22 protein-coding genes and 1 pseudogene are annotated in these 25,728 nt (G+C 71.0%); 10 read left to right on the top strand and 13 right to left on the bottom strand.

The genetic code is table 11. From position 1 onward, the window contains the following. Nucleotides 1–133: 133 nt before the first annotated feature. The 6 genes from ACIGJO_RS26690 to ACIGJO_RS26665 all read right to left on the bottom strand — a co-directional run bounded on the left by ACIGJO_RS26690 (nt 134) and on the right by ACIGJO_RS26665 (nt 7,986). Nucleotides 134–964 carry a M55 family metallopeptidase gene (locus ACIGJO_RS26690; protein ID WP_399962198.1) on the bottom strand — a complete coding sequence of 277 codons (831 nt, stop codon included), beginning with the start codon at nt 962–964 and terminating at the stop codon, nt 134–136. A gap of 129 nt (nt 965–1,093) precedes the next feature. Next, nucleotides 1,094–2,623, bottom strand: coding sequence for an SDR family oxidoreductase (locus ACIGJO_RS26685; RefSeq protein WP_399962196.1), 1,530 nt, complete (start codon nt 2,621–2,623; stop codon nt 1,094–1,096). Between the two features lie 82 nt (nt 2,624–2,705). Next, complete coding sequence (locus tag ACIGJO_RS26680; protein ID WP_399962194.1) at nt 2,706–3,812, bottom strand: hypothetical protein; 1,107 nt, start codon at nt 3,810–3,812, stop codon at nt 2,706–2,708. Between the two features lie 141 nt (nt 3,813–3,953). Next, complete coding sequence (locus ACIGJO_RS26675; protein WP_399962192.1) at nt 3,954–5,615, bottom strand: ABC-F family ATP-binding cassette domain-containing protein; 1,662 nt, start codon at nt 5,613–5,615, stop codon at nt 3,954–3,956. 320 nt (nt 5,616–5,935) lie between these two features. Next, nucleotides 5,936–7,396 carry a polyprenol phosphomannose-dependent alpha 1,6 mannosyltransferase MptB gene (gene mptB / locus ACIGJO_RS26670; RefSeq protein ID WP_399962190.1) on the bottom strand — a complete coding sequence of 487 codons (1,461 nt, stop codon included), beginning with the start codon at nt 7,394–7,396 and terminating at the stop codon, nt 5,936–5,938. A 320-nt stretch (nt 7,397–7,716) separates the two neighbouring features. Beyond that, nucleotides 7,717–7,986, bottom strand: a complete 270-nt coding sequence (locus ACIGJO_RS26665; RefSeq protein WP_399962188.1) for a hypothetical protein — start codon at nt 7,984–7,986, stop codon at nt 7,717–7,719. A gap of 189 nt (nt 7,987–8,175) precedes the next feature. Between ACIGJO_RS26665 and ACIGJO_RS26660 the strand changes: the two genes are divergently transcribed. The 4 genes from ACIGJO_RS26660 (at nt 8,176) to ACIGJO_RS26645 (ending at nt 12,366) form a co-directional block, all read left to right on the top strand. Further along, the gene (locus tag ACIGJO_RS26660; RefSeq protein ID WP_399962186.1) at nt 8,176–9,006 is read left to right on the top strand and encodes a PP2C family protein-serine/threonine phosphatase; all 831 of its coding nucleotides are present in this window, start codon (nt 8,176–8,178) and stop codon (nt 9,004–9,006) included. A 70-nt stretch (nt 9,007–9,076) separates the two neighbouring features. Then, nucleotides 9,077–10,096, top strand: coding sequence for an MASE1 domain-containing protein (locus ACIGJO_RS26655; RefSeq protein ID WP_399962184.1), 1,020 nt, complete (start codon nt 9,077–9,079; stop codon nt 10,094–10,096). Nucleotides 10,097–10,381: 285 nt separating this feature from the next. After that, complete coding sequence (locus ACIGJO_RS26650; RefSeq protein ID WP_399962182.1) at nt 10,382–10,576, top strand: antitoxin; 195 nt, start codon at nt 10,382–10,384, stop codon at nt 10,574–10,576. Nucleotides 10,577–10,749: 173 nt separating this feature from the next. After that, the gene (locus ACIGJO_RS26645) at nt 10,750–12,366 is read left to right on the top strand and encodes a sigma-70 family RNA polymerase sigma factor (protein ID WP_399962181.1); all 1,617 of its coding nucleotides are present in this window, start codon (nt 10,750–10,752) and stop codon (nt 12,364–12,366) included. A gap of 75 nt (nt 12,367–12,441) precedes the next feature. Here ACIGJO_RS26645 and ACIGJO_RS26640 read toward each other — a convergent pair whose 3' ends face one another. The 4 genes from ACIGJO_RS26640 to ACIGJO_RS26625 all read right to left on the bottom strand — a co-directional run bounded on the left by ACIGJO_RS26640 (nt 12,442) and on the right by ACIGJO_RS26625 (nt 16,478). After that, entirely contained in the window at nt 12,442–12,783 is a 342-nt protein-coding gene (locus tag ACIGJO_RS26640; RefSeq protein WP_399962180.1) for a hypothetical protein, read from the bottom strand. A 44-nt stretch (nt 12,784–12,827) separates the two neighbouring features. Then, on the bottom strand, nt 12,828–14,558 hold the full coding sequence (gene ctaD, locus ACIGJO_RS26635; RefSeq protein ID WP_399962177.1) for a cytochrome c oxidase subunit I: 1,731 nt from the start codon (nt 14,556–14,558) through the stop codon (nt 12,828–12,830). A 175-nt stretch (nt 14,559–14,733) separates the two neighbouring features. Continuing rightward, entirely contained in the window at nt 14,734–15,747 is a 1,014-nt protein-coding gene (gene adhP, locus ACIGJO_RS26630; RefSeq protein ID WP_399962174.1) for an alcohol dehydrogenase AdhP, read from the bottom strand. A 179-nt stretch (nt 15,748–15,926) separates the two neighbouring features. Continuing rightward, nucleotides 15,927–16,478 carry a glycoside hydrolase family 25 protein gene (locus ACIGJO_RS26625; RefSeq protein ID WP_399962464.1) on the bottom strand — a complete coding sequence of 184 codons (552 nt, stop codon included), beginning with the start codon at nt 16,476–16,478 and terminating at the stop codon, nt 15,927–15,929. A 190-nt stretch (nt 16,479–16,668) separates the two neighbouring features. Here ACIGJO_RS26625 and ACIGJO_RS26620 point away from each other — a divergent pair, with 190 nt between their 5' ends. Then, nucleotides 16,669–17,328, top strand: coding sequence for an NADPH-dependent F420 reductase (locus tag ACIGJO_RS26620; protein WP_399962172.1), 660 nt, complete (start codon nt 16,669–16,671; stop codon nt 17,326–17,328). Between the two features lie 86 nt (nt 17,329–17,414). Here ACIGJO_RS26620 and ACIGJO_RS26615 read toward each other — a convergent pair whose 3' ends face one another. Together ACIGJO_RS26615 and ACIGJO_RS26610 are read right to left on the bottom strand one after the other, a co-directional pair. Then, nucleotides 17,415–18,809 (bottom strand): radical SAM protein, encoded by a 1,395-nt coding sequence (locus ACIGJO_RS26615; RefSeq protein ID WP_399962170.1) that lies wholly within the window; start codon nt 18,807–18,809, stop codon nt 17,415–17,417. A gap of 234 nt (nt 18,810–19,043) precedes the next feature. Continuing rightward, nucleotides 19,044–19,883: a pentapeptide repeat-containing protein gene (locus ACIGJO_RS26610; protein ID WP_399962168.1), complete on the bottom strand. Its 840-nt coding sequence runs from the start codon at nt 19,881–19,883 to the stop codon at nt 19,044–19,046. A 148-nt stretch (nt 19,884–20,031) separates the two neighbouring features. On the opposite strand from ACIGJO_RS26610, the gene ACIGJO_RS26605 reads away from it, so the two are divergent. The 4 genes and pseudogenes from ACIGJO_RS26605 to ACIGJO_RS26590 all read left to right on the top strand — a co-directional run bounded on the left by ACIGJO_RS26605 (nt 20,032) and on the right by ACIGJO_RS26590 (nt 22,148). Continuing rightward, nucleotides 20,032–20,694: a hypothetical protein gene (locus ACIGJO_RS26605; protein ID WP_399962166.1), complete on the top strand. Its 663-nt coding sequence runs from the start codon at nt 20,032–20,034 to the stop codon at nt 20,692–20,694. Continuing rightward, nucleotides 20,694–21,170 (top strand): hypothetical protein, encoded by a 477-nt coding sequence (locus ACIGJO_RS26600; protein ID WP_399962164.1) that lies wholly within the window; start codon nt 20,694–20,696, stop codon nt 21,168–21,170. Before ACIGJO_RS26605 ends, ACIGJO_RS26600 begins: the two co-directional genes overlap by 1 nt. A 130-nt stretch (nt 21,171–21,300) precedes the next feature. Continuing rightward, nucleotides 21,301–21,823: pseudogene (locus ACIGJO_RS26595) on the top strand (hypothetical protein). A 97-nt stretch (nt 21,824–21,920) separates the two neighbouring features. Next, nucleotides 21,921–22,148, top strand: a complete 228-nt coding sequence (locus ACIGJO_RS26590; RefSeq protein WP_399962162.1) for a hypothetical protein — start codon at nt 21,921–21,923, stop codon at nt 22,146–22,148. A gap of 64 nt (nt 22,149–22,212) precedes the next feature. On the opposite strand, the gene ACIGJO_RS26585 is transcribed toward ACIGJO_RS26590, so the two are convergent. After that, a complete protein-coding gene (locus ACIGJO_RS26585; RefSeq protein WP_399962160.1) occupies nt 22,213–23,295 on the bottom strand; it encodes an enoyl-CoA hydratase/isomerase family protein in 1,083 nt (360 codons plus the stop codon). 273 nt (nt 23,296–23,568) lie between these two features. Here ACIGJO_RS26585 and ACIGJO_RS26580 point away from each other — a divergent pair, with 273 nt between their 5' ends. Beyond that, on the top strand, nt 23,569–25,713 hold the full coding sequence (locus tag ACIGJO_RS26580; RefSeq protein ID WP_399962158.1) for a SpoIIE family protein phosphatase: 2,145 nt from the start codon (nt 23,569–23,571) through the stop codon (nt 25,711–25,713). Nucleotides 25,714–25,728 lie beyond the last annotated feature (15 nt).

The raw sequence follows: 25,728 nt of genomic DNA, 5'->3' as shown, positions 1-25,728 counted from the left end.
GCCCGGGGGGGGGGGGCGGCCCGCGCGGCCCCCCCCGGGCGGCCCCCCCCCCCCCCGGGGGCGCCGCGGCCGCCCGCGGCGGGGGGGGGGGGGGGGGCCCCCCCGGGCGGGCCCCCCCGCCACTGCCCGCCGGTCAGCAGTAGGGCGCCTGGTTGGTCAGCGAGGACGCGAGGCGGGCCCACACCCCGAAGAGCCGGTACAGGACGGGCAGCGACCCCTGCGCCTGGACGGTCCGCGAGTCCGTCGACGTCACCCCGGGGATGCCCTGGAGCATGGAGGCGATCGAGGCCGACTGCCAGCGGACGGTGAGGGTCGCCCGGCCGTCCGCCGTCGCCGGACGGGTCGGCGGCGTGGCGAGACGGGCGGCGACCGCTTCCTCGATGGCCGCCCGTGCCTCGTCCGCCGGGCGCAGCTCCGCGGCGAAACGGTCCTTCGCGTACTTCACGGCCACGGTGGTGACGGAGCCGTCCCACTTCGCCATCTCCTCGCAGGCGCTGTCGTCCCCGGTGAGAACGAGCACGGGAACGCCGATGGCCGCCGCCGTGGCCCGGGCCAGACCGATCTCGCCCACGGGCGCCCCGTCCAGCCACATGTCCTCGATCTCATGTCCCAGGAAGCTGTGGCTGAGCACCCCGAGCGCTCCGGCCCGCGCGTGGTAGCCGACGCAGATCACCGCGTCGTGCTCGGGGCCGAGCCCTTCGAGCATGCCCATGTTCTTGGGCCTTCCCCGGATCAGGCGGACCGCGGGGTGGAGCATCTCGGGCAGCAGGTTCCGCATGGGGCCGTGCGCGTCGTTGACGGTGATGTCGGTGGCTCCGGCCGCGAGGGCACCCCGGACAGCGGCGTTGACGTCCTCCGCCATCATCAGCCGCCCGCGTTCGTAGTCCCGGCCTCCGGGCTGGACGTCCTCGACATCGACCAGCCCGGTGACGCCTTCCATGTCAACGCTGATGTAGATCCGCACAGCACGTTCTCCTCGGGCTCGCTTGCCTGCCGACTCTCCACCGGAGAACGTAGCAAGGGCGTGACCGCGCGGTACGTGTATAAGTCAGCCAACAAGGACGGAGGAAACCTGCCCCGGGGTCACACCGCTTCAGAGAGCCGCGGCCGCCTCGGCCTGCTCCACCCGCGTCGGCTTCAGTGCGGCTCGCGTGATGTTCCGCGCCATGCCGCCGAACACGACGGAGTGAAACGGAAAGACACTCCACCAGTAGGCGTGGCCCAGCAGCCCCCGGGGATGGAACAGCGCACGCTGTCTGTACCGGGCACCGCCCTCCCCGTCCTCCTCCGCGTACAGCTCCAGCCAGGCCAGGCCGGGCAGCCGCATCTCGGCGCGCAACCGGAGCAGATGTCCGGGCTCGATCTCCTCGACGCGCCAGAAGTCCAGTGCGTCGCCCACTCTGAGCCGTCCGGCGTCCCTGCGTCCGCGCCGCAGGCCGACACCGCCCACGACACGGTCGAGCCACCCTCGGACGGCCCAGGCCAGCGGGAAGGAGTACCAGCCGTTGTCGCCTCCGATGCCTTCGATGACACGCCACAGCGCCTCGGGGGACGCGTCGATCCCCGTGTCCCGTTCGTCGGTGTACAGGCTGCCGCCCGCCCAGTCCGGGTCGGTGGGCAGCGGGTCGCTCGGTGCGCCGGGTACGGAGGCCGACGACCACCGCGTGGTCACGTTCGCCTCACGCACCCGTTGCAGTGCGAGGGTGAGCGCCCGCCGGAAGGTGAAGGGCTGCCCCGGGGCGTCGGGCACATACCGCCGGATGTCGTGTTCGGCGCAGACGACCTCGTACTTCAGCGACTCCGCGAGCGGCCGGGCTATCGAGCGGGGCACCGGTGTGACGAGTCCGATCCAGTGGCTGGACAGGCGTGGCGTCAGCATCGGGACGGGCAGGATCAGCCGGGGCCGCAGCCGGGCGACGGAGGCGTACTCCTCCATCATCTCCCGGTACGTCACGATGTCCGGGCCGCCGATGTCGAAGGTGCGGTTCACCTCGGCGGGCATGGCGGCGCTGCCCACCAGGTACCTCAGTACGTCGCGGACGGCGATCGGCTGGATCCTGGTAGACACCCAGCTGGGGGTGACCATGACGGGCAGGCGTTCCGTGAGGTAGCGCAGCATCTCGAAGGAGGCCGAGCCCGAGCCGATGATCACGGCCGCGCGCAGCACCGCGGTCGGCACTCCGGACCCCAGCAGGATGTCGCCGACCTCGGCACGCGAGCGAAGGTGCGGCGAGAGTGCTTCCTGCGGCACGCCGGCGGGGGTGAGGCCGCCCAGGTAGACGAGGCGGGACACGCCGGCGGCACGTGCCTGTTCGGCGAAGTTCCGGGCCGCTTCACGGTCCGTGGCCTCGAAGTCCCGGCCGCTGCCGAGCGCGTGCACCAGGTAGTAGGCGACGTCCACCCCCCGCATGGCCGTACGGAGCGATTCCGGGTCGAGGACGTCACCGCGGACGATGTCGGTCCGGTCCGTCCAGGGGTGGTCGCGCAGCTTCTCGGGGGTCCGCGCGAGGCACCGTACGCGATGCCCGGCGTCGAGCAGCTCGGGGACGAGCCGCCCTCCGATGTAGCCGGTCGCACCCGTCACCAGGCAGTGAAGTCCCGGAGCGGTGTCCTGCTGGTCCATGGTGCCTCCGTGTCTCGCGGTCACCGGCCCTTCCACCGTGCCCGCCCCCGGCCGATTCCGCTTCCGGAACCGTGGGGAACCGCTAGAAGGCTCCCCCGCTGTCCACCCATGTGATGTCCTCGCGTTCCCACGGCTCGACGCGTACGCGGCTCTCGCTCAGCCGCCTGCGGCGTTCCTCGTCGAGGGCGCTCATCACCGGTCGCGGGAGCGCGGCGCAGTGGGTGCGGAAGGGGTCATGGCGCTGCGGCCAGGCGCTCAGCGCGAGCCAGACGAGGGGGACGGCGATCATCAGGCCGGTGATCACGGTGAGGAACAGCGCGAAGAGTATGTCCGCCGGCTCGGCGGCTACCGGTTCGCGCCAGAACGCCAGCTGGACGGCGTAGAAGAAGGACAGCGCGAACGCGGTGGCACACGCCGCGGCGCCCAGGTGGTCCTTCTGCCGGCCTGCCCAGCGGGGCACCGCGGCATCCTGTTCACGGAGGAATGCCTCGCACCGCACGCGCAGTCCGGTGTCCCAGCGGAGCCGGCGCAGAGTGACGGGGGCGCGGGAGCGTACGGCGTCCAGCAGGGCGTCGCAGACCGGATGGCCCGCATCGCCCTCGCCAGTCACCTCCAGCCGCCCGTCGCCGTCGATCCGCAACCGGCCCTGGAGCAGCAGCGCCGCGGCCGCGTGCTCGACGGCGTCATGTCTGTCGCCCGCCGTGGCCGCCGCGTGACAGGGATCGATGTCCACGTCGCCCAGCCGCGCGGCGGCTGCCCGGTCGGCCCTGGCCCGTAGCATCCAGAGGACGGCCAGGACGGTGTACACACCCGCCGCGCTCACCAAAGCGGTTACTGCCAGCTGGAGTTGGGTCACACTCTCCATGATGGCAGCGGCCCCCCGGGCCGGGCCAGAGCCCGGCGGGAGCAGCGGTCGCCCCCGGTTGACCCGTGGCCGGCCCGCACGGACTTCACGTACCCCGGCGTACGCTCCGTCCGCCGTGCCGCACCGGGCGGACCAGCCGCCCGTCCACCATCCCAGCACTCTGTCCCGATGGCGTTCGCGCGACGTGCGGTCAGGGGTGACCATGACGACAGGGCCGGTGAACCGCTCCACCGCTTCCCGCAGTTGCCCGGCCGGATCCAGGACGAGGTGGTTGCCGGGCTCGTCGAGCAGCAGCAGGTGCGGGCCTCGCGCGAACAACAGCACGAACAGCAGACCGAGTTCGAGGCGCCGCAGCCGGCCCGCGGACAGCCGGTCGACCGGAGTGCCGAAGTCCGTGGCCCCGAACGGGCCGGATCCGGTCAGTTCCGCCGCGGCGTCGTCGAGGTGACGCCGCGGCGGGAGCCGTCATTCCGCGCCCGGCGCTCCGAGCATGCCGCGGACCTCTTCGGCGGTGGTCTCCCGCAGCTCCTCGTCGACCAGCAGCCAGCGGGTGATGCCGATGGATTCCAGGAAGGGCAGATCGTGGCCCGCGATCAGGAGTGCGCCCTCGTAGTGGTCGAGCGCGCTCGTCAGCTGCCGCACGCTGGCCATGTCGAGGTTGTTGGTCGGCTCGTCCATCACCACCAGTTGGGGAGCGGGGGCGGCGAGCATCGTCGCCGCGAGCGCCGCTCGGAAGCGCTCCCCTCCCGAGAGGGTGCCCGCCGGCTGTTCGGCGCGAGCTCCCCTGAACAGGAACCGCGCGAGCTGGGAGCGAATGTGGTTGTCGTCGACACCGGGAGCCATCCGCGCCACGTTCGCCGCGACGCTCAGCTCCTCGTCCAGCACGTCCAGGCGCTGCGGAAGGAATCGCAGCGGCACGAAGGTCCTGGCCTCGCCGGCCAGGGGTGCCAGCTCCCCGGTGAGGGTGCGCAGCAGCGTCGTCTTGCCGGCCCCGTTGCGCCCGACCAGGGCGATGCGTTCGGGACCGTGCACCTGGAGGTTGCCGTCCAGCAGCTTGCCGTACCGCGGGCGAAGCTGTTCCAGGGTCAGCACGGTGCGGCCGGCGGGCACGGCCGTACGGGGCAGGCTCACCCTGATCTCGGCATCGTCGTGGATCGCGTCCGCGGCCTCCTCCCTCCGCTCGCGTGCCTCGTGCAGGCGGTCCTCGTGCAGTCCGCGGAGCTTGCCCGCGGACTCCTGCGCGGCCCGCTTGCGCGCACCGGCGAGGATCTTCGGCAGCCGCCGCTCGGCTTCCACCTTGCGGCCCTGCCGCTCACGGCGGGCCAGTTTGATGTGGGACTCCTCCAGTTCCCGCTTCTGCCGCCGTACGTCCGCGTCGGCGGCCCTCAGCATGCGCTCGGCGGCTTCCTGCTGGGTGGCCAGGGCCTCTTCGTACGCCGACCAGCCGCCCCCGTACCAGCTCACGGACCCCGACCGCAGTTCGGCGATGCGGTCCACCCGCTCCAGCAGCTCACGGTCGTGGCTGACGACGACCAGCACACCGGAGCGCCAGGAGTCGACGGCCTCGTACAGCCGGCGCCGTGCGAACAGGTCGAGGTTGTTGGTCGGTTCGTCGAGCAGCAGAACGTCGGGGCGCTCCAGCAGGAGCGCGGCCAGGCCCAGGAGTACGGTCTCGCCGCCGGACATCTCGCCCACGGTCCGGTCCAGCCCGACACCGTCGAGCCCGAGTGAGTCCAGGGTCGCCCGGGCCCGCTCCTCCACGTCCCAGTCGTCGCCGATGACCGCGAAGTGCGCCTCGTCCACGTCTCCCGCCTCGATGGCGCTCAGTGCGGACCGCCGCTCGGCGATGCCCAGGGCCCGGTCGACGCGGAGGGTCGTGTCGAGGGTGATGTTCTGCGGCAGGTAGGCGAGTGTTCCGCCGACCGTCACCGACCCCTGGGAGGGACGCAGCAGGCCCGCCAGGAGGCGCAGCAGGGTGGACTTCCCTGTGCCGTTGGCACCGACGAGGCCGGTGCGTCCCCGGCCGATGCTGACGGAGAACCCGTCGAAGAGGGGAGTGCCGTCCGGCCAGTTGAAGGACAGGCCCGAACAGGTCACGGAGGCGCTGGGCAGGGTGGGGTTGGCCATGGAGATCCTCGCAGTCGCAAGCGTGGTGCACAGGGGGACTTCGTATGCGAGCACCACACGGCGACCGAACCGGGAAAGGAGGGAGTGCGGCCTTCCGAGAAGTCAGGGACGGCTCATGCACCGAGGTCGCATCCACGCGGGGTCACGGGCGGCGGAAATGCCGGCAGCGGCGTGACGGGTGTACGGACTGTGCCGTACCGCGTGATGATCGCGGACCTCAGATGCGCAACGTCCACCTCTATCGGAGACAATGGGACCCCAGCATTATAGCCCCACGCCTCGCGCCGGTGGCAGGCCTTTACGTCCGACGCCGGGCCGGCTCAGAGGTGAAGGCGTGGGTGGAGGTCCTCCTCGGTACGGCTGTCCGGTATCAGGGGCCCGTCCGGTACGGGCCGCTCGCGGCGCACGAGACGTGCGGCCACCACACAGACGACGCCCACCAGGACGAAGCCGTACGCCGGTGTGCTCCCCGAGGGATGGGTCTCGTACACCAGTGCCGCCGACAGCACGGCCAGTACCCGGGCTGTGCGGCCGCGCCATTCGGTGGCGGCGATCACCGTCACGCCCCACAGGAGGTACCAGGGCTGCACCATCGGCGAGAGTGCGACCAGGGCCACCAGGGACAGTCCCAGGGCGTGCACCGCCGTGAGACGCCCGTTCACCGCCTGCCAGGCGAAGTGCAGGATGAGGACGAGTGCAGCCGCCAGGCCCAGGGTCTGCACCGCGCTCTTGACCGGCTCGACGTCGGATCCGATGAGCAGGTGCAGCAGTTCGCCGAGTGCGAGGCCGAGGTCGCTGGTGACCGACAGTGCCGTGTGTATGGAACCCGCGACCCCCTGGCTGCCGAGCCAGCCGAAGCCCGTGCCGCCGAGCAGTGCCGCCGCCGCGGCGACCGCCCCCGCGACCAGACCGGGCCCCAGCAGCCCCTTGGCCACGCGTCGTACCAGGGGCCCGGTCGCCGCCCTGCCCACGAGTACGCCGATGAAGAGCAGCGCCAGCGCCGCCGGGGACTTGACCATCATGGCGAGCCCGACGAGCGCGCTGCCCGCCACCCACCGTCCGCGGGTGGCGAGCACCATGCCCGCGAGCATGAGCCCGATCATCAGCCCGTCGTTGTGTATCCCGCCGACCACATGGATGAGCAGCAGCGGGTTGAGTGCGCCGAGCCACAGGGCGCCGCTCTCGCTCCTGCCGTACTCGCGCGCGAGACGCCGCAGCGCCCAGACGATCAGGACCAGCCCGACCAGGGCGATGAGCCGCATGCCCAGCACTGCGGGAACGATCGTCCCGCCCGTCGCCCAGGTCACGAGCCGCGCGAGGATCAGGAAGAACGGGCCGTACGGTGCGGGCGTGTCGGTCCAGTTCCTCCCGACGCTCGCGGCTGCGTCACCGCCGAGCCCGCCGGGGTCGAGGACCGAGGGTCCGACGCTGTAGACGTCGTGCCCCTCGATGACCATCGCACCCTGGGCAATGTAGCTGTACACATCGGCGCTGTAGAGGGGCGGTGTCAGCACGAGCGGGGCCGCCCACCAGAGGAGGGTGACGAGTGTGTCGCGCACACCGGCCCCGGCCTTGCCGTACTGCCACCAGGCGACGACCAGCAGCGTCAGCCCGGCATAGGCGAGCACGGCTGCCGCCGCGGTCACTCCGGGCCCGTAGGCCTGCCAGATCCCCCACGGGTCACGGGCCGGCAGCGATCCCGCGCCCCAGCCGCCCACGGCGGCGGCCGCGGATCCGATTGCGCCCAGCCGACGGTACCCAACAGCGCTCAATGCCCTCATGACGCGCCAACCTACCGAACCGGCGCGCGGCGAAACACCACAGCTCAACGGGGCAGGGGACGTTCCGGAAGGCTCGACGACCCGATACGGAGGGCCGGTACGTGTTCACGGATGCGGCCGGGAGGCGGACCGGAAGCACCCGGAAGGGAGAACTGGCCCGAGAGGGCCAGGGCGCGGCCGGACCACCGCCCGTAATCCGATCCTCGCGCCGGAACCGGACGTCCGCATCTGGATCTACGGCGCCCTCGGTGGCGCGGCTCCCGGTGAAGGGAGCACGCCCCGGCCCGGCCGTCCCGCCGGCGTCCGGGCGGCCGGCGCGTCTAACGCACGTCGCCCCGCCAGTCCCACCGGTCCGGATCGGCGGCGCGCGGCCCGTACTCCGCCCGCCCGCCGGGACCGTAGGCCCCGATCTCCGTGATCAGCCCCGCACCGTCGCGCAGCGCCGCGTCGCTCCAGCCCGTGACATCCAGGAGCAGTCCGTCCAGCGGACCGCCCACCAGTTCGCGGTACTCGTGGCCGGCCTTCGGTCCGGGGTGCGGGTCGTCGTGGTCCGTGCCGTAGACCCGGCGCTGCCTCATGAGCTCGTCCATGCGGGCAGCATCCCACCGGGCACTGACAACGGCGCGGTGCGTCGGGCCATCCGGCATCCGGCGGTGCCCGGCTTCCGCGGCCGTACCGGATCGCCCTGCGGCGGCCCGTCCCCGACGGCCACCGTCCGAAGTCGCCCCGCACAGGTGCCCGAAATATGATGCAGGGACTAACGCACCGCGGAGCGGCCCATGAACCCGCGTCGGACTCCCCGCTCAGCAAGCGCCGAGGAACTGCTCAACACACTGCAGAGTCTCACCGCCCGCGCTCGGCAGGAAGTGGAACTGCACCAGGCGCGCGTCGAGCTGGCGCAGGCCCTCCAGCGCGAGATGCTGCCCGCGTCGCTGCCGACACTGCCGGGACTGCAGAGCGCCGCCCGCTACGCCCCCGCCCGCCACGGGCTGGACATCGGGGGTGACTGGTACGACGGATTCCCGCTGCCCGACGGAGCGCTCGGCTTCGCGATCGGGGATGTCCAGGGCCACGACGTCGAGGCGGCGGCCTTCATGGGACAGGTACGCATCGCCATGCGCGCGATCGCGGCCACGGCCTCCGACCCCGGCGACGTCATGGCGCGTACGAACGATCTGTTGCTGTCCGTGGACTCCGCTCTGTTCGCGACCTGCACGTTCCTCCGGCTGGACCCGCGCACCTGGGAGCTGCACAGTGCGCGGGCCGGTCATGTGGCGTGCGTATGGGGGACCGTGGACGGACTGTCCGGCATCACCGAGGACCCCGGCGGGCTGCCTCTGGGCATCGAGGCCGGGGAGCACTATCCCGTCACCCGGCGCACGCTCGACACCGCCGGAACCCTCGTACTCCTCACGGACGGCGTGGTCGAGGGCCCGTCGCTGCTGATCGAGGACGGCCTGGACCGGGTGCGCCGGCTGGTCGGGGCCCATTCCGGGGCGAGCGCGGAGGAACTGGCCGACGAGGTACTGGGGGCGGCGGAGTTCACCGGCCACGAGGACGACGCGGCCGTGCTCGTCCTGCGTCATGAGGCCGCCCGCCGGCCGCGGTGACACCTTCCGGGCCGCGCCCGCCGAGCGTGTCACAGCCGCCACCCCGTGAGGCCGGTGTCTGATGACAGGTGTGATCCGCAGCAAGGAAGCCAGACATCGGGCCGTGGCCGTCGCGCAGATACTGGGCGTCGCCGCCGTCTACTACGGGTCGGGACGGCTCGGCCTGCTCAGGGAAGTGGTGGTCCAGGGGGCCATCGTCACTCCGCTCTGGCCGCCCACGGGCGTCGCTCTGGGCGCGTTGCTGATTCTGGGAACGAGGATCTGGCCGGGCATCGCCCTCGGGGCGCTCCTGACGATCACCGCGACCGGTGGATCCGTCACGTTCTCCGGTCTCGGCATCGTGGCGGGCAATACGGTCGCACCGCTGTGCGCGTATCTCATGCTGCGCAGAGTGGACTTCCGGGTCGATCTGGCACGTCTGCGGGACGGCATCATGCTGGTACTCCTCGGCGCGTTCGTGGGCATGCTCATCAGCTCGACCGTGGGCAGCGTGGCGCTGCTGCTCAGCGGCAAACTTCCGGCGAGCAGCTTCTGGCTGGTCTGGTCGTCCTGGTGGGCGGGCGATGCCATGGGGGTGCTGGTGGTCACCCCGCTCCTGCTGGTCCTGCGACGGGCGAGGCTGCCGCGGATGACCGACCGGTGGGTGGAGGCTTCGGTGCTGGCGGTCGTGACGCTGTCGGTCGGCCTGCTGGCGACACGGAGCACGCTGTCGATGATCTATCTGGTGTTTCCGGTGCTCACCTGGGCGGCGTTGCGCTTCCAGCTGCCCGGGAGCGCGCCCTGCGCCTTCCTGGTGTCCGTGCTGGCGATCGTCGCCGGAACCGATGGCGTGGGGCCGTTCGAGGACCACAGCCTGGTGGAGATCATGGTGAACCTGTCACTGTTCAACGGCTGTGTGGCGCTCACCGCGCTGCTGCTGGCCGCGATCGTGGCCGAACACACCAACATCCGCCTCAGGACGGAGCATGCCGTCGAGGAGCTGCAGGCGCTGGTGGAGCAGTTCGCACCGCTGTCGGGGGCTCCGCCTCAGCGGCGGCCCGGCGGCGGCGAGGATCACGGCCCGGACAGCGGGCCGCCCTTCACCGCGTGACGGGCCCGCCGGCCGCGCCGGATCCGCTCAGTACGGCAGCGGACGACCGGACGGGGTCCGCAGATCGAGCGGGGGCGGCCCGGACGGGGGCGGCGGACGGCGGACGATCCTGATGCGGCCCATTGCCACCACCTCCTACTGGTCAACCGGTATCTGCCCACGCAGCCGGTCTTCAACCTTCCGGCGCCCACGACGGCGCCTCAGCCCGGCGTACGCCCCCGGATGCGGGCCGGGCGCCGTGCGGTGACCCTGGATGGGTGGGGGACACAGCGAGGAGGCCCGGCGATGTCCGCACTGGACAAGCTCAAGAGGATGCTCAAGGGGCACGAGGCCCAGGCAGGCAAGGCCGTCGACAAGGGCGGTGACATGGTCGACGACCGGACAAAGGGCAAGTACAGCGGCCAGGTGGACACCGCGCAGGACAAGCTCAAGCAGCAGCTCGGCGACGACCGCGACCAGGACGGGCCGCCCACCCGCTGACCTGCGCCACCGGCCGTGCCCGCGAACGGCTTCACCACGACGGCCGGTGCGGCCGCCGTCCCCGAGAGCGGGAACTTGGGATGGCCCGGCGGATTCTTGTTATTGTCCCGCCCGCACCGCGTCTCCCGGGTGTGGGAAGAGACGGAACAGGACCCCGGAAGAGTGAGCACAGCATGGGCGAGGAACACGGCACGGCGTTGATCACTGCGGCGCGGAGCGGCGACCAACAGGCGCAGGACCGGCTCGTCGCGTCGTATCTGCCGCTGCTCTACAACATCGTCGGCCGCGCGCTGAACGGGCATGCGGACGTCGATGACGTCGTGCAGGAGACCGTGCTGCGCATGCTGCGGGGTCTTCCCGGGCTGCGTGATCCCGGGCGTTTCCGCTCCTGGCTCGTGGCCATAGCCATGAACGAGATACGCGAGCACTGGCGGGAGCAGCGGTCCGGGGCCGTGCCGGCCGATCGTCTGGACGACGCTCACGACAGGCCCGACCCGGGTGCCGATTTCGTCGATGTGACCATCCTCCGGCTCGGTCTGACCGGGCAGCGCCGCCAGGTGGCGGAGGCGACGCGGTGGCTGGACGAGGACGACCGGGCCCTGCTGTCGCTGTGGTGGCTGGAGGCCGCGGGACAGGTGTCCCGGGCCGAGGTCGCCGCCGCTCTGGAGCTCACCCCGCAGCACACGGCGGTCCGGGTCCAGCGGATGAAGGCCCAGCTGGAGACGGCCAGGGTGGTGGTGGGCGCGCTGGGGTCCAACCCGCGTTGCGTGTTGCTGGAGGAGATCGTCGCCGAATGGGACGGGGTACCCTCGGCCCTCTGGCGCAAGCGTCTGGCCCGTCATGCCCGTGGCTGCACCGTCTGCTCGGGGCACGCCTCGCAGCTCGTCCCCGCGGAGGGCCTGCTCGTCGGACTGGCCCTGGTACCTCTGGCGCCGTCCCTCCCGGGAGACGCCCCCGCCCTGCGCACCACGGCCGCCGGACGTCCCGCCGCCGCCCGTAACGCGGCCAGTTCCGCCACCACCGCGGCCGTCCGTCCGTCCCGGCCCGGACGTGCGGAGCGCCGGCGTGGCCTCCGGCGGCGACGGCGCAACACGGTCGTGGCCGCGCTGGTCGCGGTCGCGGCCCTGGGCACCGGTGGCGGCGCCGTACATCTCTACGCGGACGACGCGGACACCGACCGGGACGAGGCGGCGGTCACGGCCGGTGCGCCCGATGCCCCCGCCCGGTCCTCGGCGCCCGCGGCGGCCCCGTCGCGGGCGGCTCCCCCGGCGTCGTCCTCGCCCACCGGTTCACCGTCGCAGACGCCTTCTCCCACCGCCGAGGCCACGGCGAGCAGGAGTGCACGGCCCACACCCGGCACCCCGGCGCCCTCTCGCCGCCCTGCCACTCCGGCGCCGCCCGCCCCGCCCTCCATGTCGCAGCAGGTCACCGATCTCGTCAATGCCGAGCGCGCGAAGGAAGGATGCGGTCCGGTACGCGGAAACGGCCTGATGTCCACGGCAGCGCAGCGGCATTCCGCCGATATGGCGTCCCGCGACTACTTCGCGCACACCTCGCCCGACGGCACCGACCCGGGAGATCGCCTCACCACGGCCGGCTACCGCTGGAGCACGTACGGGGAGAACATCGCGAAGGGCCAGCGCACTCCGGCGGATGTGATGAGTTCGTGGATGGACAGTCCCGGGCACCGGGCCAACATCCTCAACTGTTCGTTCAAGGAGATCGGTGTGGGGATACAGAGCACCGGGAGCGGGCCCGTGTGGACCCAGAACTTCGGCGCCGCCGGATGAGACCTCCCGGCCGGCCGTTCTCCCGGACGGCGGTTCGCTGAGCTGCGGCCGTGATCGCGACAGGCGCGCGCCGGTTCAGCGGGTGAGGACGGTGAGCGCGGTGCAGGCGCCGCTCACGGCGCTCACCGCCACCACGGAAGCCGCCACACAGCGGGCCCGGAGCTGCTCGTAGCGCTCGGTGTACTCGCCGCGCAGCTCGGCGGCCCGGCCGGTGATCCGGGTGAGCGACTCCCGGCAGCCGGCCATCCGTTCCATGAGGTAGACGCGCTCCACGTCCTCGCGCTGCGCCGTGGTGAGCCAGGGCAGTTGTCCGGTCAGGCGACGGGCCTGTCTGCGGGCCTCCTCGATCTCGGCGTTCCACAGCAGATAGCCCTCCAACTGGGCCAGGCCGCGGGCACTGTCCTCATGTGGTTTCACCGGTCCTCCTGTCGTCGGGCTTTCCTGGTCCTGGGCTGCCGCCCTCACGCCTGCTTGTCCCCCGGGGCCACCGTCGTGGAGGCGGCGGGTCTGTTGGCCGCCTCGTCCAGGGCGCGTACGACGGGGTGGTGCAGGTCGAACGCCGGGGATTCGGAACGGATCCGCGGCAGTGTGACGAAGTTGTGCCGCGGCGGCGGGCACGAGGTCGCCCACTCCAGGGAGCGGCCGTAGCCCCACGGGTCGTCGACCTCGATCTTCTTGCCGTACTTGGCCGTCTTCCAGACGTTGTAGAAGAACGGCAGCATCGACAGGCCGAGCAGGAACGAGGAGATCGTGGAGATCGTGTTCAGCGCGGTGAAGCCGTCGGCGGCGAGGTAGTCCGCGTAACGACGCGGCATTCCCTCGGCACCGAGCCAGTGCTGCACCAGGAACGTGCCGTGGAAGCCCACGAACAGCGTCCAGAACGTGATCTTGCCGAGCTGTTCGTCCAGCATCTTGCCGGTGAACTTCGGCCACCAGAAGTGGAATCCGGCGAACATCGCGAAGACCACCGTGCCGAACACCACGTAGTGGAAGTGCGCGACGACGAAATATGAGTCGGAGACCTGGAAGTCCATCGGCGGCGAGGCCAGGATGACGCCGGTCAGGCCACCGAAGAGGAATGTCACAAGAAACCCGATGGACCAGAGCATCGGTGTCTCAAGAGACAGCGACCCCCTCCACATCGTGCCGATCCAGTTGAAGAATTTCACACCGGTCGGCACCGCGATCAGGAAGGTCATGAAAGAGAAGAACGGGAGCAGCACGGCTCCGGTGACGAACATATGGTGCGCCCACACGGTCGCGGAAAGCCCCGCGATGGCGATCGTCGCGGAAATCAGACCGATGTATCCGAAGATCGGTTTACGGCTGAACACCGGAATGATCTCGCTGACGATACCGAAGAACGGCAGGGCGATGATGTACACCTCCGGATGGCCGAAGAACCAGAAGAGGTGCTGCCAGAGCAGCGCGCCGCCGTTGGCCGCTTCGAAGACATGCGCACCGAACTTGCGGTCCGCCTCCAGCACCAGCAGCGCGGCGGCGAGGACCGGGAAGGCCAGCAGGACCAGCACACCGGTCAGCAGGACGTTCCAGACGAAGATCGGCATGCGGAACATCGTCATGCCGGGGGCGCGCAGGCAGATGATCGTGGTGATGAAGTTGACCGAACCGAGGATCGTGCCGAATCCGGAGAACGCCAGACCCATGATCCACATATCGGCGCCGATGCCCGGCGAGCGGACGGCGTCGGTGAGCGGGGAGTAGGCGAACCAGCCGAAGTCCGCGGCACCCTGCGGAGTGAGGAAGCCACCCACCGCGATGGCCGAGCCGAACAGGTACAGCCAGTATGCGAACATGTTCAGCCGCGGGAACGCCACATCGGGCGCACCGATCTGGAGCGGCATGATCCAGTTCGCGAATCCGGCGAAGAGCGGCGTCGCGAACATCAGCAGCATGACGGTGCCGTGCATCGTGAATGACTGATTGAACTGCTCATTTGAAATGATCTGCGTGCCGGGACGGGCCAGTTCGGCGCGCATGAAGAGCGCCATCACTCCGCCGATGCAGAAGAAGGCGAACGACGTGACCAGATAGAGCGTGCCGATCGTCTTGTGGTCGGTGGTGGTCAGCCACTTGATGACGACATTTCCCGGTTCCTCGCGCCGTACCGGCAGTTCATTCTGGTAGGCGGCATCGGCTTCCACCGGTTGAGAGATGTCCCTCGTCGTCACTGCGACGCTCCTTCGGTCGACGGCCCGTTACGGACTCGGCGACCAGAATGGACCCGCGGGGATCGGCGCGGTGGGACATCTCTCCGAGCGCTGCGCGAGCGCCCGCCAAGGACACTCAAATGGCCCATCGGACAGGGCCGCCCGGAAGGGGCGGGCCCGCCCGGCGGATCTCTCCTCAGCGCAGGTCGAAGACGAGGCGCCCGGAGACCTTGCCGCTCAGGACCTCGTCGATCGAGGTGTTGATGTCGCCGAGGCCGCGGGTTTCCCTGACGACTCTCGTACGGCCGAGTCGATGGAGCTGGAACACCTCGGCGAGGTCCTCGCGGGTGCCGACGATGGAGCCGACGACCTTCGTGCCGTTCAGCACCGTGTCGAATACGGGGAGTTCGAGTTTTCCCTCGGCCGGAAGCGCCACCAGCACGAGGGTGCCGCCGCGGCGCAGCGCACCGTAGGCCGCGGCGAACGATTCATTGCTCACGGCCAGGGAGATCGCCGCGTCCGCGCCGCCCAGCCTGCGGGTCTCCTCGGCCACGTCCTGGACGCGGGCGTCGATGACATGGTCGGCGCCCAGTTCCCGGGCGAGCGCCAGCTTCTCGTCGGTGACGTCGACCGCGATGGTCTCGGCGCCGAAGATCCGCGCGTACTGGAGGGCCAGGTGCCCGAGTCCGCCGATCCCGGAGACCAGGGCGCGTGTGCCGGGGCGGGCTCCGGACAGCTTCACCGCCTTGTAGGTGGTGACACCGGCACAGGTCAGGGGCGCGGCATCGAGCGGATCGACGCCGCCGGGGACGGGAACCGCGTAAGTGCCGTGCGCGAGTGCGTACTCGGCATGACTGCCGTCGACCGAGTAGCCGCTGTTCTGCTGCTGGAGGCAGAGTGTCTCCCAGCCGGAGACACAGTGGTCGCAGTGCCCGCACGCCTCACCGAGCCAGGGAATCGCCACCCGGTCCCCCACCGCGAGATGGCCCACCTGGTCCCCGGCCGCCTCCACGATCCCGATGCCCTCGTGGCCCGGGACGAACGGCGGGCTCGGTTTGACGGGCCAGTCCCCCCGGGCCGCGTGGATGTCGGTGTGGCAGAGCCCGGACGTCTCCATCCGCACCAGGACCTGGTGGCCGGCCGGGGTGGGCACCGGCCGGTCCTCGATCACGAGCGGTTCGGCGAAACTGCGGACTACGGCGGCTTTCATGGGGGCACTCCTCCGCTTCGCTCAGGCACGGGAGACACGTCGGAGACGCGGGCATGCTGAGGCATGTTGAACAAAGGCCTCAGGACAGACTATTTCGATCGCCCGGGGTTCGCTTCCCGAGCAATCGGGGGCCTGCCCTCCCGCGGGTGGCCGCACGTGCCCGGCGCGGCGGCTTCCGGCTATCCGGCCGCCCAGTCGCGCATCGCCCGCAGCGAGGAGAAGTCGGCCACGTCCTTGTCCAGCGGATGGTCGGTGTACTGGTGAATGCGCCACGACGCCTCGATACGGGGCTTGCCCGCCGAGACGTAGTCGGCGATCCACAGCCCGTCGCCCGCGTACGAAGTCGTGTCGTGATTCAGCCAGAAGGAACGGTTGCAGTACAGGAGGACGCGGCGACCGGGCCGCAGGCGCTTCACCTCACGGATGAAGCGGTCCTTCTCGGCATTGCTCGCCCGGGTGCCGTCTCCGGTCTCCTCCCAGTCGACAGCGAGCAGATCACCGGCCTTCTCCGGTGCCTTGCTCAGAAAGTACGCCGCCTGGTCCGCCACGTTCCCCGGCCACAGGAAGTGGTAGAAGCCGACGACGCATTCGGCGTCCCGTGCCCGCTTGACCTGTGCGCTCAGAGCCGGATTGACATATGAACGGCCCTCGGTTGCCTTGATGAACACGAAGTCGAGGCCGTCGGTGTCGAAGGACGGCTGATACGCGCTGATGTCGACGCCGTGCAGCATGGGCACTGCCTCCAAGTGGGGCTCTGTGGTTCCGGTTCTTGTCCTGGTATGTGCCCGCGGCGATCCTGTTCCACCCTCGGCATCGGCGGGGAATCCGCTCGGCCGGACACGGAATAGCGCACGCCGGTGCGCAGTTGGTGATGCGACGAGACCACTTCTCATCAGGCAGTCGGCGGCGGAAGGTCGGACCATGAAGATCGGCATCATCGGAGCGGGCAACATCGGCGGCAACCTGACCCGGCGGCTCACCGCGCTCGGACATGAGGTGTCCGTCGCCAATTCCCGTGGCCCGCAGACGCTCACGGCGCTCGCCGAGGAGACCGGCGCCACCCCGGTCGACGTGACCGAGGCCGCGAAGGACGCCCGGATCGTCGTGGTGACCATTCCTCTCAAGGCAGTGCCCGCTCTGCCCTCCGGCGTCCTCGACGGCGCGGCGCCGGAGGCCGTGGTCATCGACACCGGCAACTACTACCCGCAGGAGCGCGACGGCAGGATCGCGGCCATCGAGGACGGTCTGCCCGAGAGCCGCTGGACCGAGCAGCAGATCGGGCACCCGGTGATCAAGGCCTTCAACGGGACGTACGCCCAGGACATCCTGGACCGGGGCCGCCCGCAGGGCAGCAGCGGCCGTCAGGCGCTGCCGGTCGCCGGCGACGACGCCGCGGCGAAGCAGGCCGTGCGCGACCTCATCGACGAGCTCGGCTTCGACACCGTGGACGCGGGCGGTCTGGACGAGTCATGGCGGCAGCAGCCCGGAACCCCCGTCTACGGGAGCCGCGGCGATGCCGATGCCATCGTGAAGCAACTGGCGGAGGCGTCGCCGGAGCGCACCTCTCAGTGGCGTGCCTGACCCCGTCACCGCGGGGAGCCGTGCCGCGCCCCGGCGGCGTCCGGCCCTGGACACGGGCGGGACCGGGGCGGGCACGGTGCCGGGGGTCAGCCGGCCGCACCGTCCTGCGGTGCGTCCTGGTCCGGGGCCAGGCTGTCCATGAAGGAACTCACCGAGAACACCGCGCGGCCGGCGCCGGCGGGACCGTATCCGGGCGGTGAGGACAGGCCGTACTCCTCCATGGTCGACCGGTAGGCGTCCAGCAGCCTGATGTGGTATTCGAGCGGCGCCCCGTCCGGATTGGTCCTGCCGAGCGGGGTGGTGGGCTCGGGGCACCAGGTGGTGAAGCGCGGGGTGATGCCGTGCGACATGAAGAAGCGCAGGCCCTCGGTCGTGGAGTCGATGGCCTCGTCGACCGTCGCGAAGCCGGAGGGCGCGGCCATCTCCACACCGGCGACGAAGTTCGGGATGACGTTGCGCGGGCCGAAGACCTCGGCGGAGTCGAGGATGCGGCGGTGCCATTCGTCGCGCCCGACGTAACGCTCCTTCCCGGGGCAGTACAGCTCGAACAGACGGCGGTCCCACACCTCGTAGTTCGGGTGGTAGATCCGCACTCCGTAGTCGTGGAAGCGCTGCACATCGGCCTTGGGCAGGGCCTGGGCGACGACCTTGCCGATCCAGCGGCCGGGGAAGCGCTCCTCGATGGCCTTGGCGTACTGCCCGTAGAAGTCGGCCTCGTCGCGCCCGCCGAGGTGCGTGGTGATCGCACCGCCGGTGAGCGTGTAGGCGGTGGAGGTCTTCGCCGTGTCGTACCGGTCGATGATGGCGAGGGCCTCCAGGACCTCCTCGACGTCCTTCACCCCGGTGTAGGGGCGCCCTGCGGCCTTGTGCTGGCGCCAGTTGTGGTTGATGTCGCAGTACTGGCACTCCTCCTTGGCGCCGAAGTACTGGCAGACCCGGAAGACGGTGAGGTAGATGAGGTACCCCCACTGGATGGTGGGGGCCACCTCCATCACGGACTTGCCGTTCTCCAGGGTGTGCCGGTAGTAGTCGGGCATCGGGGGCAGACCGACATCGGAGATGCGCCTGCCGTCCAGATAGAGCCCCAGCACTCCGTCCTGGCCGGCCGCCACGCGGTACGGGGAAGCGGGGTTGACCCGCACGGACACCACGGTGCGCCGCAGCCCGTACGGACCACCGGTGAGCACGATCTCCTCGGGCGGACGGCGCAGCGCGGCCGCGCCGAGCTCGGGCAGCGTGCCGTGGTCGAAGGAGAAGATGAAGTACGACTTCGGCTTGACCGCACCGTGCTCGTTGTCGCTGAGCGCGGACTCGTCGAAGGCGACGCCGCCGCGGAGCAGATCCTCCTTGATGACCGCTTCCCGCGGCACGTGGGGGAACCGTTCCATGAGCTGTTCCACCAGACGCGTACGGCCGGAGCCGGTGGGACCGGTACGGGTCGTATCGGTGCCGGTGCCGCCGGTTTCGGTAGGGCTGGGCATGTGCGGGGCTCCTCGGGTCCGGTCCACTGGACGCTGTTGCGCGTACGCCACACTCTCCAACGAACCAGGGCCGCCGACCGTTCGCACCCCCTCGCGTGCCACCGCGCGGCGCCGCCCGGGACCGGACGGAACCACCCGCCGGTACGATCTGGCGCTCCGGGACTCCGGCATCACGGCAGTTCCGGCTCCCCGCGGTGGACCGGGAAGGCCGTGAACGAGGGGTCGCCCTCCGGGTCACCCCCAGTGGGTGGGGCGGGTCAGATGGCCCGGGAGTCCGGTCGCCGCGTTGCCTCTGGCCGCGTTGAGCTGGGTCTGGGTGAGGAACAGGCTGTCCGTGAGGTCGGCACCGGAGAGGTCGGCGTCCCGGAGATCGGCGCCGATGACATCGGCCAGGCGCAGGTCCGCGCCGGAGAGATCGGCCGCGATGAGGTAGGCCCCGCGCAGGTCGGCGCCCCTCAGGTCGGCGCCCTTGAGCCGGGCGCCCATGAGATCGGCGCCCCGGTGGCTGCGCTTCTTACGGCGGGGCGCGGTGGCCCGCACGAGTGTGCTGACGCGCCGGAGCAGGCCGGCGACGCCGTCCCGGTGGGCCGCCACGTCCAGTACGGCCAGGTCCGCGGCGGGGCGGCGGGTATGACGTTCCGTCGCCTCCAGGGCACGCCGGATCTCGGCGCGCAGGGGCTCGGCGGCGGGCAGATCGAGCGCCTCGGTGAGATACCAGAGCAGTTCCTGCAACTGGCGCACCACGGGGAACACCTGGAACATCTGCTGCGCGGTGTCCGGGGCCGACCGCCAGTCCTGGCCGCCGTACGTCTCCTGGGAGACCTTCTGGCCGGCGCCGAAGCAGTCGTACACCGTACAGCCGGAGAAGCCCTTCGGCCTTAGCGCGGTGTGGATGCCGCAGCGGAAGTCGTCCTGAAGATTGGGGCAGGGCTCCCCGGCGTCCTTGCTGATCGCGAAGTCCGCCGATGCGGTCAGGGTCAGCGCGACGCAGCACAGCCCGAAACAGTTCGCGCAGTCCGCGCGCAGCGCGTCCCGTCCGTTGGCGGGTGCGACGCTCGGATCGTTGTCGGACACGGGGTGCGGTTCCTCTGTTCTGAAGTGCGAGGGGGCCGAGTTTAGCGAGATATCACCCGGACGCGCCGCGCTCATGATCAGTTGCCGCCACGTGACCCGTCGTAACGTCCCGTCTCGCCCTGTTTCCCAGGCGAAAGAGCCTTCCTTCATGCATGTACGTCTTCTGACTGCCCCGGAACCCGCCGGTCCGGCCGCCGACCGCGGTGGGAGCCGCCGCCCGCTCACGCGCCGGCTGGTCGTATCCCTGCTGCTCCCCCTGCTGACCGTCATGGGCAGCGCCCTGGCCGCACCCGGCAGCGCACTCGCGTCCCCCGCGGCCGCTCCCTCGCTCTCGCGTGCGGCGGGCCCGTCGCTCGTTCCGGCCCATGCGGCCGGTCCGTCGTTCGCCCCCTCCCGCGCGGCCGTACTTGAGGCCCCGTGCACCAGCGACGATCCGGTCGTCTGCGCGATCCGGGAGATGACTCCTGAGGAGAAGGCGCAGGCCCGTGAGGTCCGCGTGCGGTACCACCTGCTGCTGGACCGGATGAAGGCGGTCGAGCAGCGGATGCGCGACGAGGGCCGTTCGGACGAGGAGATCGCCCGGGTCCTGGTCGACATGCGCAACGAGGCCAAGGACATCACGCGGGCCGGGATGTCGCCCGAGGCGGTCGCCATGCTGGAGGCGCGCAACATCGCCAAGTACGGCAATCCGCTGGGCCCGACAGCCGATCAGCTGTTCGCCAGGTACGGCAGCTGGTCCGAGGTCATCGACGCGGCGACCCGCAGCAACGCCGCTGTCGACCGGGAACTGGGGCTGGAGCCGCGGCACTGATGTCTCCCGCCGTGCTTCAGGACTACGACCACTACGGCAGGCTCTGGGTCCTGGACCCTCCCTCCGGGCACCTCTCCCCCGGCCCTGCCGACGCCTTCGCGCAACCTGCCGGTGAGCGGCTGTGCCACGGCTTCGTTCATGTCCTGTCGCACGGCGCCGGCGGCTGTGCCGCCCTGTACGCCGAGTCCTCGGTGCTCTGGTTCCAGTACGGCGGCCGCCGGTGGAACGGCGACGATGTCTCCGTCCGCTGCGGTCCACGGCCCGACGGAAGCCGGCTGCTCACCGTCACCGGCCCCGGCGCGGCACCGTGGGAGGCAGAGGTCCCCGCGCCGGACCGGGGGCCGTTCGACCCGGCGTACGACTGGACCGACACGCTGGCGGACGACTTCTTCCTGTGGGTGGCCGAGCAGCTCTCCGACGCCCGGCACCGCAGCGTCCTGCGTGAGCACTATCTGCGGGGCTTCACCCCGGTGTGACACGGGAGTTCCGCCCGGATCGGCGGCCGGCCGGGCGTGAACGGCCGGCCGCCCCCCTGGTACGGCTTCGGCGTTGTCAGTGGCCCGGCGCACACTGGAGCGCAGTGCGGTACGGGAGAAGGGGAGTGGGATGAGCGCCGAGGAGGAGACCGGGTTCGAACCGGCCACCGGGGACGGCCCGCCGCTCCCGGGGGGCGGATGACGGGGCCGGCGGTTCCCGGCGGGCGGCGGAGGCGCGGGCCGCTTCGGTGCGGACCGCGTTCGAGGGGCTGCTCCAGATCCGCAGGCTGACCAACACCGGGCAGGCGGACCCGGAGGGGGTGCCCGCGGCATGGGAGCTCCATCGGCCGGTCCGGGCCGTCGCGCTGGCCCTGGAGGCCTCCGGAGCGGCCCCTTCCGCCCTCGACGCCTCCGGCCGGCGCACGGCGGCCGGCTATCGCGTGCTGGAGGGCGAATCCCCGGGCACGGTACGGGTGGAGTGGGCCGGTCCGCCCGGCAGCGGGGCCGCCCACGAGGAGGAGGACGCGCTGCCCCGGTGCGCCGACGCGCTGCGAGGGCTCGGCTGGACGGCGCTGCTCTACCGCGGACCCCGGCGACGCAGATTCCTCGAAGTGGAGCCGCCCGTCGGCGGTCCGCGCACGGGAGGCGACTGACACCGGCCGGCCGGGGAGCGGAAGGCGGTCCGCGGGGCATTGTCAGACCCATGAGGGATGCTAGCCGGTCCGACACCTCTGACCAGGAGATGCTGTGATGGACAAAGACGAACTCGCCGCTGCCCAGGCGTATGTCCGGTTACTGGAAGCCACCCGGGCCGCTCTCTCCGATCCGGACGACATGCCTCTCTACCTGGCGTTGCTGACGTCTCCGATGGAGGAGGCGGACCAGGCGCTCGGCGGTGCGGGGCTGTCCGGCAACGAGGACAGGCTCTTCGCTCTCGTACGGGCCCTGCGGCCGAGCCTGTCCGGCAACGGCCACTGACCGGCGCCCCGGCTCGGGCCGAGGCGCTGACGGCACACAGCGTCAGGGACCGCCGGCAAGCACGTCAGGCGCTGTCCGTACCCGCGTCCACGGCGAGTCCGAGCTCCTGCTCGTCCGGGCCGAGCGGCGCGAAGAAGCGGGCGACGTCGCGGTCGGAGACCTCGGCGAGGGCGGCCGGCTTCCACTGCGGATTCCGGTCCTTGTCGATGATCTGGGCGCGTACCCCCTCCACGAAGTCGGGCTGCTCGAAAGCCCGGCTGGAGACCCGGAACTCCTGGTCGAGCGCTGCCTCCAGGCTGTCGAGCGCGCGCGCCCGGCGTATGGCGGCGAGGGTGACCTTGAGTGCGGTGGGCGACTTCGTCAGGAGCGTCGCTGCCGTCTCCCGCGCCTCCGGCACACCGCTGCCGTACAGCCGTTCGAGGATGCCCTCGACTGTTTCCGCGGCGTAGCAGGCATCGATCCAATGGCGCGCGGACGCGAGCTCGCCGCCGGGCGCTTCGGACGTGTGCCGCCGCACCGTCCGTGCGACCTCGTCGGGCGTGGCGCTCGTGGCGAGGGCCGCGCCGAGTTCCGGCAGGTGCTCCGACCGTACGAAATGGTCGGCGAGACCGCACAGCAGGGCGTCGGCGGCGCCGACACTCCGGCCGGTCAGCGCCAGATGTGTGCCCAGTTCCCCGGGAGCGGCGGCCAGAAGGTGGGTGCCCCCGACGTCGGGCACGAATCCGATACCGGTCTCGGGCATGGCGACCCGTGAACGTTCCGTGACGACGCGGATGCCGCCATGAGCCGATACACCCACGCCGCCGCCCATCACGATGCCGTCCATGAGCGCGACGTACGGCTTGCGGAACCGGGCGATCCGGGCGTTGAGGCGGTACTCGTCGCGCCAGAACTCCAAGGAGGACCGGCCCCCGGCGCGTGCGTCGTCGTGCAGGGAGCGGATGTCACCGCCCGCGCACAGACCGCGCTCCCCCGCCCCGCCGATCACCACCGAGGTGACCTCGTCCGCACACTCGGCACCGGCGAGCGCCGCATCGATGAACCGGACCATGGTGTGGGTCAGCGCGTTGAGGGCCCGTGGCCGGTTCAGCGTGATGTACAGGGCGTGGCCCTGGGTGTGCAGCAGGACGGGGCCGTCATCGTTCATGTGTGCACTCCGGGTGGGTGGGCCTGTGAACCTGTGGGCGGACCGTCCGCCGTTCGTGGACGATCATCCCTGCCCATTGTGCGACGAGCCGGTGACGGGGTGGGAGAGGGGGGTCGGCAGGGCCCCGGAGCGTGGGCGGGACGCGGTGGAGGCGGGGGCCGGGGGAGCTCTGCCGGGTGATCCGCTGTGGCAGTCCCGCCGGACCGGCTCGACAATTGAGTCCTGAGGGCCGCGCCGTCCAGCAGCCCCGGCCGGGCGATCTCCGGAGGGGGTATGACCGACCACGAGCAGCGCCAAGACGCCGACGCCCAGCCGCTCAGCCGGGTCGTCCGGAGACACAACGGCGGGCTCGGGACCGCGGAGCGCCTGGCCCTGAACCGGACCGGCAGCTTCGAGTGGGATCTGGACGCCCGGACACTGGACATCGACGATGCGGGGCTGATGGTGTTCGGCGTCGATCCCGGCACGTTCGACGCGGACCGGCACATGGTGATGGACCGGCTCGAACCGGCGGAACGGGACCGTCTGAATGACACGATCGACGAGGCCATCAGCAGCGGCAGCAGCTCCTGCAGTATCCATTTCCGGGTTTCGCTCGACGACGGAAGCAGCCAGTGGACGCACCTCCAGGCCCGGATCCTGCGGTCGGCGGACGGACAGTCCCACCGGCTGGTCGGAATCGTGCGGGACGCGACAATCGAGGCCGCCCATTCGGCCTTCGTCCTGGACCTGGAGAAACAGCGCCAGCGCCAGACCAACATAGTTGAACGCACGACAAGTGCTATGTCCCGTGCCGTGACCGTGGACGATGTGACAGCGGCGCTCACCGGACCGGGCGGACTGGCCAGGGTCGGCGCCGACGGGCTGGCGCTCGGGCTGGTGGAGAATTCCTCGCTCAACATCATCGCGCTGACCGGTGAGTCCCTGGACGTACTCGACGAACTCGACTCCGGCGATCTCAACCGCGAGATGCCACTGGCGGACGCCATTCTCAGCGGCCAGCCCCGCTTCATCACCTCGCTGGCCTCCCTGGCCCGGCGGTATCCCGTACTGGAGCCGCACATCGGACGACTGGAGTTCAGCGCCGTTGCCTGTCTGCCGCTGGTTGCCCAGGCCCGTCCGATCGGCGGGCTCGCCCTGTTCTACCGGGAGCGCACGGTCTTCAATCCGGACGAACGGCTTCTGTGCCTGGGACTCGCCGCGATCGTGGCCCAGTCTCTCCAGCGGGCAACGCTGTTCGACGAGGAACGCAAGTTCGCCACCGACCTGCAGGCGGCCATGCTCCCGCGGCGCGTCCAGGCCGTCGAGGGCGGAGAGATCGCGGTGCGCTACCACGCGGCGTGGAGCGGACGGCAGGTCGGCGGCGACTGGTACGACGTGGTCGCCCTGCCCAACAACCGCTTCGGCATCGTCGTCGGCGACGTGCAGGGCCACGACACACACGCGGCCGCCATCATGGGGCAGTTGCGCATCGCTCTGCGCGCCTACGCGGGCGAGGGGCACGCGCCGGCCACCGTCCTGGTGCGCGCCTCCCGTTTTCTCGCCGAGCTGGACACCGACCGCTTCGCCACGTGCACCTACGCCCAGATCGATCTGGTGTCGGGCTCGGTGCGCGTGGTCCGGGCCGGGCACTTCGGCCCGCTGATCCGGCACACGGACGGCCGGGTCGGCAGTCCCCAGGTACGCGGTGGCCTGCCCCTGGGAATCTCCACGGACTTCCAGGACGAGGAGTTCCCCGAGACCCGGATCGATCTGGTGCCCGGTGAAACCCTGGTGCTCTTCACCGACGGGCTGGTGGAGGAGCCCGGGAACGACATCGACGCGGGTGTGGCGACGCTTTCGCACGAGCTCAGCGCCGGACCGGCGGGCGCCGAGGAACTGGCCGACCATCTCTCGGACCGGCTGTGGGAACGGTGGGGCTCGGGGGACGATGTGGCACTGCTGGTACTGCGCCGAAGCCCCGACGTGGGGTCGTCGCTCGCGCCCCGGCTGCATCAGTACATCCACCAGGCGGACCCGGAGGGGCTCTCGGACGCCCGCGCCTTCGTCCGGCAGGCGCTGGCCGACTGGGGCATGGCCGAGCTGGCGGACGATGCCGAACTGGTCACCGGTGAACTGCTGGTGAACGTGCTCCTCCACACGGAGGGCAAAGGCGTGCTCTCCCTGGAGGTGCTGCCCGAACCAGTACGGCGCGTACGGCTGTCGGTCCAGGACCGGTCGAGCGTGTGGCCCCGCCGACGGACCCCGGGGGAAACGTCGACATCGGGCCGTGGACTGCTCCTGCTCGACGCCATCGCGACCCGGTGGGGGATCGAACCCCGCGGTGAGGGCAAGGCCGTCTGGTGCGAGATCGGCCCGGACCCCGGGCCCGCCGCGGCACCCCCGTCCACGGACGGGGCGGGCTCCGGAGCGCCCTGAGAGCTGCCGCGCCGG

The organism is Streptomyces sp. NPDC079020, assembly GCF_044542225.1.
In the GTDB taxonomy this organism is placed as follows: Bacteria; Actinomycetota; Actinomycetes; order Streptomycetales; family Streptomycetaceae; genus Streptomyces.
Note: the sequence above shows the minus strand (reverse complement) of the source record. Positions and strands in the feature narration are given on the sequence as shown.

What these genes read in the sequence shown, in the direction of transcription:
- ACIGJO_RS26685 (WP_399962196.1), bottom strand. Translation starts at nt 2,623, where the DNA reads ATGGACCAGCAGGACACCGCTCCGGGACTTCACTGCCTGGTGACGGGT.
- ACIGJO_RS26675 (WP_399962192.1), bottom strand. Translation starts at nt 5,615, where the DNA reads ATGGCCAACCCCACCCTGCCCAGCGCCTCCGTGACCTGTTCGGGCCTG.
- mptB (WP_399962190.1), bottom strand. Translation starts at nt 7,396, where the DNA reads ATGAGGGCATTGAGCGCTGTTGGGTACCGTCGGCTGGGCGCAATCGGA.
- ACIGJO_RS26665 (WP_399962188.1), bottom strand. Translation starts at nt 7,986, where the DNA reads ATGGACGAGCTCATGAGGCAGCGCCGGGTCTACGGCACGGACCACGAC.
- ACIGJO_RS26660 (WP_399962186.1), top strand. Translation starts at nt 8,176, where the DNA reads ATGAACCCGCGTCGGACTCCCCGCTCAGCAAGCGCCGAGGAACTGCTC.
- ACIGJO_RS26650 (WP_399962182.1), top strand. Translation starts at nt 10,382, where the DNA reads ATGTCCGCACTGGACAAGCTCAAGAGGATGCTCAAGGGGCACGAGGCC.
- ACIGJO_RS26645 (WP_399962181.1), top strand. Translation starts at nt 10,750, where the DNA reads ATGGGCGAGGAACACGGCACGGCGTTGATCACTGCGGCGCGGAGCGGC.
- adhP (WP_399962174.1), bottom strand. Translation starts at nt 15,747, where the DNA reads ATGAAAGCCGCCGTAGTCCGCAGTTTCGCCGAACCGCTCGTGATCGAG.
- ACIGJO_RS26625 (WP_399962464.1), bottom strand. Translation starts at nt 16,478, where the DNA reads ATGCTGCACGGCGTCGACATCAGCGCGTATCAGCCGTCCTTCGACACC.
- ACIGJO_RS26620 (WP_399962172.1), top strand. Translation starts at nt 16,669, where the DNA reads ATGAAGATCGGCATCATCGGAGCGGGCAACATCGGCGGCAACCTGACC.
- ACIGJO_RS26615 (WP_399962170.1), bottom strand. Translation starts at nt 18,809, where the DNA reads ATGCCCAGCCCTACCGAAACCGGCGGCACCGGCACCGATACGACCCGT.
- ACIGJO_RS26605 (WP_399962166.1), top strand. Translation starts at nt 20,032, where the DNA reads ATGCATGTACGTCTTCTGACTGCCCCGGAACCCGCCGGTCCGGCCGCC.
- ACIGJO_RS26600 (WP_399962164.1), top strand. Translation starts at nt 20,694, where the DNA reads ATGTCTCCCGCCGTGCTTCAGGACTACGACCACTACGGCAGGCTCTGG.
- ACIGJO_RS26590 (WP_399962162.1), top strand. Translation starts at nt 21,921, where the DNA reads ATGGACAAAGACGAACTCGCCGCTGCCCAGGCGTATGTCCGGTTACTG.
- ACIGJO_RS26585 (WP_399962160.1), bottom strand. Translation starts at nt 23,295, where the DNA reads ATGAACGATGACGGCCCCGTCCTGCTGCACACCCAGGGCCACGCCCTG.
- ACIGJO_RS26580 (WP_399962158.1), top strand. Translation starts at nt 23,569, where the DNA reads ATGACCGACCACGAGCAGCGCCAAGACGCCGACGCCCAGCCGCTCAGC.